A 7,126-nucleotide genomic window follows, 5' to 3' on the forward strand; every position below is an offset into this window, starting at 1 on the left:
AAAAAGGCGGGGCGGCGGCAGGATGCCGACCGCCCCGACTCCATCTGGATGGGTTGCGGATGGATGGGTTACGGATGGATGGGCTGCGCGGGCCGGGAAGGCCGGCTCAGTCGCCTTCCTCGGCGATGGCCGGCGTCGCGGCCCGCCGGCGTTCGATCAGCCGGGCGATGTAGACGCCGATCTCGAACAGCATCCACATCGGCACCGCCAGCAGCGTCTGCGAGATCACGTCCGGCGGGGTCAGCACCGCGCCGACCACGAAGGCACCGACCACCACGTACGGGCGCTTGGCGGCGAGCTGATCGGCGGTCATGACGCCGAACAGCACCAGCACGACGGTCGCAACCGGCACCTCGAAGCAGACGCCGAACGCGAAGAAGATCGTCAGCACGAAGTCGAGGTAGTGGTTGATGTCGGTCATCACCGCCACGCCCTGCGGTGCGGTGGTGGTCAGGAACGCGAAGAACACCGGCAGGATCACCCAGTACGCGAAAGCCATGCCGGCGTAGAACAGCGCCGTGCTGGCCGCGACCAGCGGCAGCGCGTACTGCTTCTCGCGCGGATACAGGCCCGGCGCGACGAAGGCCCAGACCTGGTACAGGATCCACGGCATCGCCAGGAAGATCGCCATGACCAGGCAGAGCTTCAGTGGCGTCAGGAACGGCGAGATCACGTCGATCGCGATCATGCTGCTCGATGCCGGCATGTGCGCGATCAGCGGCTGCGCGAACTGGCTGTAGACGCCGTTGGCAAACGGCAGCAGGCAGAGCAGCACGGCGAAGACGCCGGCCACCATGCGCAGCAGCCGGTCCCGCAGTTCGAGCAGATGCGTCAGGATCGGCTGTTCGCTGTCGTGGATCTGCTGGCTCACGGTTCAGTCTCGGTGCGCGGCGGCGGCCGGGGCGGGTGATGCCGGCGTTGCGGCGGGGGCGGTGGGGGGCGAACTGGCGGCCGGCAGCGGTGCGGCGGTTTCGACCGGTGGCGTGAGCGGCTCCGGCGTGGCGGCCGTGCGCGGGTCGGCGCTCTGCACGCTGGAGCGCAGTTCGCTTTCCAGCGTGCGGATCTGGTCGTGCAGCTGGCGGAACTGCTCGGCCGTGTCGTGCTCGGCGATCGTGCGCTTCATCTCCTCGATCTGCAGTTCGCGCTCGACCTCGGAGCGCACGGTCGAGACGATCTGCCGCGCCCGCCCGACCCAGCGCCCGACCGTGCGCGCGACGCCGGGCAGCCGTTCGGGGCCGATCACGACCAGCGCGACGACGCCGATCAGCACCAGCTCCCAGAAGCCGATTTCGAACATCGTGCGGCTGCCGGCTCAGACCTTCGGCGGCTCGCGGTCGTGCTCGCGGGTCGCCTGACCCTCGATCACGCGACCGTGCTCGATGCTGCCGGCCGGCTTCGGCGGCTCGGCCGGCTGCGCCGGGGTTTCCGGCTTGTTGTCGTTCTCGGCCATCGCGTCCTTGAAGCCCTTGACGGCGGCGCCGAGGTCGGAGCCGACGTTGCGCAGCTTCTTGGCGCCGAACACGACCAGCACGATCAGCAGCACGATCAGCCAGTGCCAGATGCTTCCGAAACCCATGGGGGCAGTCCTCTCTTCTCTCTTTCAGTGGCCGGCGCCGCGGGATGCGGGCGCCGGGGCGGGCGCGCGGGCCGGAGCGGGGGTGTCAGTCCGGCGTACGCGCGGCCTTCTCGGCCAGTCCCGACAGGCCGAAGCGCCGGTCGAGTTCGGCGAGCACGGCCTCGGGACCGAGGTTCTGGTGCGCGAGCAGCACCAGCGTGTGGAACCAGAGGTCGGCAATCTCGTAGACCAGATGCTGCGCATCCCCGTCCTTGGCGGCGAGCACGGTCTCGGTGGCTTCCTCGCCGATCTTCTTGAGGATCGCGTCGAGTCCCTTGCCGTAGAGCTTCGCGACGTAGGAGCTGGCCGGATCGGCGCCCCTGCGGCTTTCGAGCACGGCGGCGAGGCGCGCGAGCACGTCGTCGGCGCGCAGCAGGGCGCCGGCGGGGGAGCTGGTCATGAGCGGTAGATCTCGTCGGGGCGCTTCAGGACCGCTTCGACCGCGGTCCAGTCGCCATTGGCATCAAGCGCCTGGAAGAAGCAGTGGTGACGGCCGGTGTGGCAGGCGATGCCGCCGACCTGCTCGACTTCGAGCAGCAGCACGTCGGCGTCGCAGTCGAGGCGCAGGTCGCGGACCTTCTGCACATGCCCGGATTCCTCGCCCTTGTGCCAGAGCCGGCCGCGCGAGCGCGACCAGTACACGGCCTCGCCGGTGGCGACGGTGTGCGCGAGCGCCTCGCGGTTCATCCACGCGAACATCAGCACGCGGCCGCTGCCGGCTTCCTGGGCGATGACCGGCACCAGGCCGTCGGCGGTCCAGCGGATCGCATCGAGGGCGGCGGCCGAGATCGTGGCCGGGGCGCTCACAGCCGCACCTCGATGCCGCGCGCGGCCATGTGGCGCTTGGCCTCGCCGATCGTGTATTCGCCGAAGTGGAAGATGCTGGCGGCGAGCACGGCATCGGCGCCGGCGAGCTGCACGCCGTCGGCGAGATGATCAAGGTTGCCGACGCCGCCCGAGGCGATCACCGGCACCGGCACCGCCTCGGTGATGGCGCGCGTCAGTTCGAGGTCGAAGCCGATCTTCGTGCCGTCGCGGTCCATGCTGGTCAGCAGCAGTTCGCCGGCACCGAAGGCGGCCATGCGCTGCGCCCATTCGATGGCGTCGAGGCCGGTGCGCCGGCGTCCGCCGTGCGTGAAGACTTCCCAGCGCAGCGGCTCGCCGGCGGCGCTGGTGCGCTTGGCGTCGATCGCGACGACGATGCACTGGTTGCCGAAGTAGTCGGCGGCCTCGCGCACCAGCTCGGGCCGGCTGACCGCGGCGGTGTTGATCGAGACCTTGTCGGCGCCGGCGTTGAGCATGCGCCGCACGTCGGCGACCGAGCGGATGCCGCCGCCGACGGTCAGCGGGATGAACACCTGGCCGGCGACCTGCTCGACGACGTGGACCATGGTCGCGCGGTCATCGGAACTGGCGGTGATGTCGAGGAAGGTGATCTCGTCGGCGCCCTCGGCGTCGTAGCGGCGCGCGATCTCGACCGGATCGCCGGCATCGCGGATCTCGACGAAGTTGACTCCCTTGACGACGCGTCCGGCGTCCACGTCGAGGCAGGGGATGATGCGTTTGGCGAGGCCCATTTCAGGTCTTCCGTTGGTCCACGTAGCGCTGCGCCTCGGCGAGATCGAGCGTGCCCTCGTACAGCGCGCGCCCGAGGATGGTGCCGGCGACGCCTTCGCCTTCGACCGCGCACAGGGCCTTGATGTCATCGAGATTGGTGACGCCGCCCGAGGCGATGACCGGGATCGACACGGCCTGCGCGAGGCGCACGGTGGCCTCGACGTTGACGCCCTGCATCATGCCGTCGCGGCCGATGTCGGTGTAGACGATGGCCTCGACGCCATCGCGCTCGAAGCGCTGCGCGATGTCGATCACGTCGTGCTTCGAGAGCTTCGACCAGCCATCGACGGCAACCTTGCCGTCGCGGGCATCGAGTCCGACGATCACGTGCCCCGGAAAGGTCATGCACAGGTCCGACACGAAGTGCGGCTCCTGCACGGCCTTGGTGCCGATGATCACGTAGCGCACGCCGGCGTTGAGGTAGGTCTCGACGGTTTCCTCGCTGCGGATGCCGCCGCCGACCTGGATCGGCAGGTCCGGAAAGGCATCGGCGATGCGGCGCACGACCTCGGCGTTCTGCGGCCGGCCGGCGAAGGCGCCGTTGAGGTCGACGAGGTGCAGGCGCTGCGCGCCGGCCTGCACCCAGCGCCCGGCCATCGCCACCGGATCGTCGGAGAACACGGTGGAGTCCTCCATCCGTCCCTGGCGCAGGCGGACGCACTTGCCGTCTTTCAGATCGATGGCCGGTATCAGCAACATGGGCGAGGTCCTCTGTCCCCGGGGGTGCTAGCGAGCGGTGGAAGTCGTCAGGCCGTCCGGTCGGGGTCCCAGGCGGCGAAGTTGGCGAGCAGCTGCAGTCCGGCGGCCGCGCTCTTCTCGGGATGGAACTGCACGGCGAACACGTTGGCGCGGGCCAGGGCGGTGGCGAAGCGGATGCCGTATTCGGTCTCGCCGGCGACCAGGGCCGGATCGGCCGGGGCGAGGTGGTAGCTGTGCACGAAATAGAAGCGGGCGCCGTCCTCGATGCCGGCCCAGAGCGCGTGCGGGCGTATCTGCTGCACGCAGCTCCAGCCCATGTGCGGAATCTTCAGCCGCAGGCCGTGCGCATCCCGCAACCCTTCCGGGAAGCGGTGCACGTCGCCTGCGAACACGTCGAGGGCGGCGATGCCGCCGTTCTCGTCGCTGTGCGACATCAGCGCCTGCGGCCCGAGGCACATGCCGAGGAAGGGTTTCTCGCGGGCGGCGCGGCGCACGGTTTCGACCAGGTCGAGCCGGGCGAGCTCCTGCATGCAGTGGCCGATCGCGCCCTGACCCGGGAAGACGACGCGGTCGGCCTCCAGGATGTCGGTGGCGCGCTGCGTGACGCGCACGCGTGCAAGCGGCGCAACGTGTTCGAGGGCCTTGGCAACCGAGTGCAGGTTGCCCATTCCGTAGTCGATGACGGCGATGACGGCAGACATTCAGCGATTCCCGGCGACGGCGGTGGTCGGCGTCAGAGCGTGCCCTTGGTCGAGGGCATGATTCCCTGCATGCGCGGATCGGGTTCTGCGGCCATGCGCAGGGCCCGTCCGAACGCCTTGAACAGGGTTTCGGCGATGTGGTGGGCGTTGCGCCCGCGCAGGTTGTCGAGGTGCAGCGTCAGCTGGGCGTGGTTGACGAAGCCCTGGAAGAATTCGCGGATCAGGTCGACGTCGAACTCGCCGATGCGCGCCCGCGGGTACTCGACGAAGTACTCGAGCCCGGGCCGGCCGGAGAAATCGACGACGACGCGCGACAGCGCCTCATCGAGCGGCACGTAGGCGTGGCCGTAGCGGCGGATGCCGCGGCGGTCGCCGAGCGCATCGCGCAGGGCCTGACCGAAGGCGATGCCGACATCCTCGACCGTGTGGTGCGCGTCGATGTGCAGGTCGCCGCGGCAGCTGATGTCGAGGTCGATCAGGCCGTGGCGGGCAACCTGGTCGAGCATGTGTTCGAGAAACGGCACGCCGGTGTCGAAGCGGCCGTGGCCCTGGCCGTCGAGGTTGATCGCGACGCGGATCTGCGTTTCGAGCGTGTCGCGCCGGATCTCGGCAGTTCGTGCGGACATGTGCGGTGGGGTTCCCGGCTGGCGCATCTTGCAAATCGTTAGCATATACGGGTGTGCCGGCCACTGGAAACGCTGCGGACATGCGCATTTGCGCCTCCGGTGGTTTCGTTGCGTCAGGTCAATGAATCTGGTGCAATGAAGTGTCAACGCCTCGTGCCGGTATGCCGCCGATGAACGACTGTTCCCCGAAGCCGCTCGATCTCGCCATGCTGCGCCTGGCCTGCCAGAACTGCAGTCTCCATGAGCTGTGCCTGCCGGTCGGCATCGGCCTCGACGATGTCGGCCGCCTCGACCAGATCATCAAGCGCAAGCGCCCGCTGGCGCGCGCCGACCACATCTTCCGGCTCGGCGACGAGTTCCGCTCGGTCTACGCGATCCGCGCCGGCTCGGTGAAGACCTACACGATGACCGAGACCGGCGGCGAGCAGATCATCGGCTTCTACCTGCCCGGCGAGATCATCGGCCTCGACGCCATCCACAACGGCGCGCATCCGTCGAGCGCCCGCACGCTCGAAACCACCAGCATCTGCGAAATCCCGTTCGCGCAGCTCGAAGACCTCGCGGTCGCGATCCCCTCGCTCGGGCGCCAGCTCGTGCGCATCATGAGCCGCGAGATCCACTCCGACGACGAACTGCTGACCCTGCTCGGCAAGAAGTCGGCCGAGGAGCGCCTCGCCTCGCTGCTGATGAGCCTGTCGCTGCGCCTGCAGCAGCGCGGCTTCTCGGCACGCGAGTTCCATCTTTCGATGTCGCGCAACGACATCGGCAACTACCTCGGCCTCGCGGTCGAGACCGTCTCGCGGCTGTTCACGCGCTTCCAGCAGATCGGCCTGATCACGGTCAACAACAAGCACGTGCGCATCGAGGACCTCGCCGCGCTGCGCGAGATCGCCGGCGCCAACCGCGGTGCCGCCTGTACGGCCGCCCGCGCCGCCACCGGCGCCTCGCACTGAGTCAACGTCGCGGCGCCCGCCGCGACCGTTAAATTCCGTAAAGGTTCCATCTCCTGCCTGCTAGCTTTGACGTGCGTCACGATTGACGCGCGTCATTTCGTCGCGCATTGCACTTTCGGATAGTGGCGAGGCTCGACTTTGGTGCAAGGCGGGGGGAGGTCTGCGCCTCGCGCCGGGCAAATCGGCAGATAAGAGCGGCGGGCGGGGCGTGCGCACCCTGTCCGGCGAGACTCGTGACCTGAGGTAGCGTTATGGATGCCCAAACGACTTACAACTACAAGGTCGTGCGCCAGTTCACCATCATGACCGTGGTCTGGGGCATCGTCGGCATGGCCGTCGGTGTCCTGATCGCGGCGCAGCTGGTGTGGCCGGCGCTGAACTTCGACCTGCCTTTCCTGACCTACAGCCGCCTGCGTCCGCTGCACACGAACGCGGTCATCTTCGCCTTCGGCGGCTGCGCGCTGTTCGCCACCTCGCTGTACGTGGTGCAGCGCACCTGCCAGACGCGCCTGTTCTCGGACGGCCTTGCCGCGTTCGTGTTCTGGGGCTGGCAGCTGATCATCGTGCTGGCGGCGCTGACGCTGCCCTTCGGCATCACCTCCGGCAAGGAGTACGCCGAACTGGAGTGGCCGATCGACATCCTGATCGCCGTCGTCTGGATCGCCTACGCGATCCTGTTCTTCGGCACGATCATGAAGCGCCGCACCCCGCACATCTACGTCGCCAACTGGTTCTACGGCGCCTTCATCCTGACCGTCGCGCTGCTGCACGTGGTCAACAGCGCCGAGCTGCCGGTCAGCCTGACCAAGTCGTACTCGGTGTATCCGGGCGCGATCGATGCGATGGTGCAGTGGTGGTACGGCCACAACGCGGTCGGCTTCTTCCTGACCGCCGGCTTCCTCGGGATGATGTACT

10 protein-coding genes and 1 pseudogene are annotated in these 7,126 nt (G+C 68.4%); 2 read left to right on the forward strand and 9 right to left on the reverse strand.

Features of this window, described 5'->3' with window-relative positions:
- Positions 1 to 139 precede the first annotated feature (139 nt).
- The 9 genes and pseudogenes from tatC to hisB form a co-directional block, all read right to left on the reverse strand.
- Positions 140 to 871: pseudogene (gene tatC / locus PKE44_RS05520) on the reverse strand (twin-arginine translocase subunit TatC); the annotation flags it as partial.
- Positions 872 to 874: 3 nt separating this feature from the next.
- On the reverse strand, positions 875 to 1,297 hold the full coding sequence (tatB, locus tag PKE44_RS05525; RefSeq protein WP_324548847.1) for a Sec-independent protein translocase protein TatB: 423 nt from the start codon (positions 1,295 to 1,297) through the stop codon (positions 875 to 877).
- A gap of 15 nt (positions 1,298 to 1,312) precedes the next feature.
- On the reverse strand, positions 1,313 to 1,576 hold the full coding sequence (tatA, locus tag PKE44_RS05530) for a Sec-independent protein translocase subunit TatA (RefSeq protein ID WP_324548850.1): 264 nt from the start codon (positions 1,574 to 1,576) through the stop codon (positions 1,313 to 1,315).
- Between the two features lie 85 nt (positions 1,577 to 1,661).
- Positions 1,662 to 2,015 carry a phosphoribosyl-ATP diphosphatase gene (locus PKE44_RS05535; protein ID WP_324548852.1) on the reverse strand — a complete coding sequence of 118 codons (354 nt, stop codon included), beginning with the start codon at positions 2,013 to 2,015 and terminating at the stop codon, positions 1,662 to 1,664.
- A complete protein-coding gene (hisI, locus tag PKE44_RS05540) occupies positions 2,012 to 2,404 on the reverse strand; it encodes a phosphoribosyl-AMP cyclohydrolase (RefSeq protein WP_324548867.1) in 393 nt (130 codons plus the stop codon). Before hisI ends, PKE44_RS05535 begins: the two co-directional genes overlap by 4 nt.
- A gap of 14 nt (positions 2,405 to 2,418) precedes the next feature.
- Entirely contained in the window at positions 2,419 to 3,192 is a 774-nt protein-coding gene (hisF, locus tag PKE44_RS05545; RefSeq protein WP_324548855.1) for an imidazole glycerol phosphate synthase subunit HisF, read from the reverse strand.
- 1 nt (position 3,193) lies between these two features.
- Positions 3,194 to 3,931 (reverse strand): 1-(5-phosphoribosyl)-5-[(5-phosphoribosylamino)methylideneamino]imidazole-4-carboxamide isomerase, encoded by a 738-nt coding sequence (gene hisA / locus PKE44_RS05550; RefSeq protein WP_324548856.1) that lies wholly within the window; start codon positions 3,929 to 3,931, stop codon positions 3,194 to 3,196.
- Between the two features lie 47 nt (positions 3,932 to 3,978).
- Positions 3,979 to 4,632: an imidazole glycerol phosphate synthase subunit HisH gene (gene hisH, locus PKE44_RS05555; protein ID WP_324548858.1), complete on the reverse strand. Its 654-nt coding sequence runs from the start codon at positions 4,630 to 4,632 to the stop codon at positions 3,979 to 3,981.
- Between the two features lie 32 nt (positions 4,633 to 4,664).
- Positions 4,665 to 5,258 (reverse strand): imidazoleglycerol-phosphate dehydratase HisB, encoded by a 594-nt coding sequence (gene hisB, locus PKE44_RS05560; protein WP_324548860.1) that lies wholly within the window; start codon positions 5,256 to 5,258, stop codon positions 4,665 to 4,667.
- A 170-nt stretch (positions 5,259 to 5,428) separates the two neighbouring features.
- On the opposite strand from hisB, the gene fnr reads away from it, so the two are divergent.
- Positions 5,429 to 6,211, forward strand: a complete 783-nt coding sequence (gene fnr / locus PKE44_RS05565) for a fumarate/nitrate reduction transcriptional regulator Fnr (protein WP_324548862.1) — start codon at positions 5,429 to 5,431, stop codon at positions 6,209 to 6,211.
- A 251-nt stretch (positions 6,212 to 6,462) separates the two neighbouring features.
- The coding region (locus PKE44_RS05570) for a cbb3-type cytochrome c oxidase subunit I (RefSeq protein WP_324548865.1) at positions 6,463 to 7,126 on the forward strand (664 nt) is incomplete at its 3' end.

This window comes from Plasticicumulans sp. (assembly GCF_035331805.1).
In the GTDB taxonomy this organism is placed as follows: Bacteria; Pseudomonadota; Gammaproteobacteria; order Competibacterales; family Competibacteraceae; genus Plasticicumulans.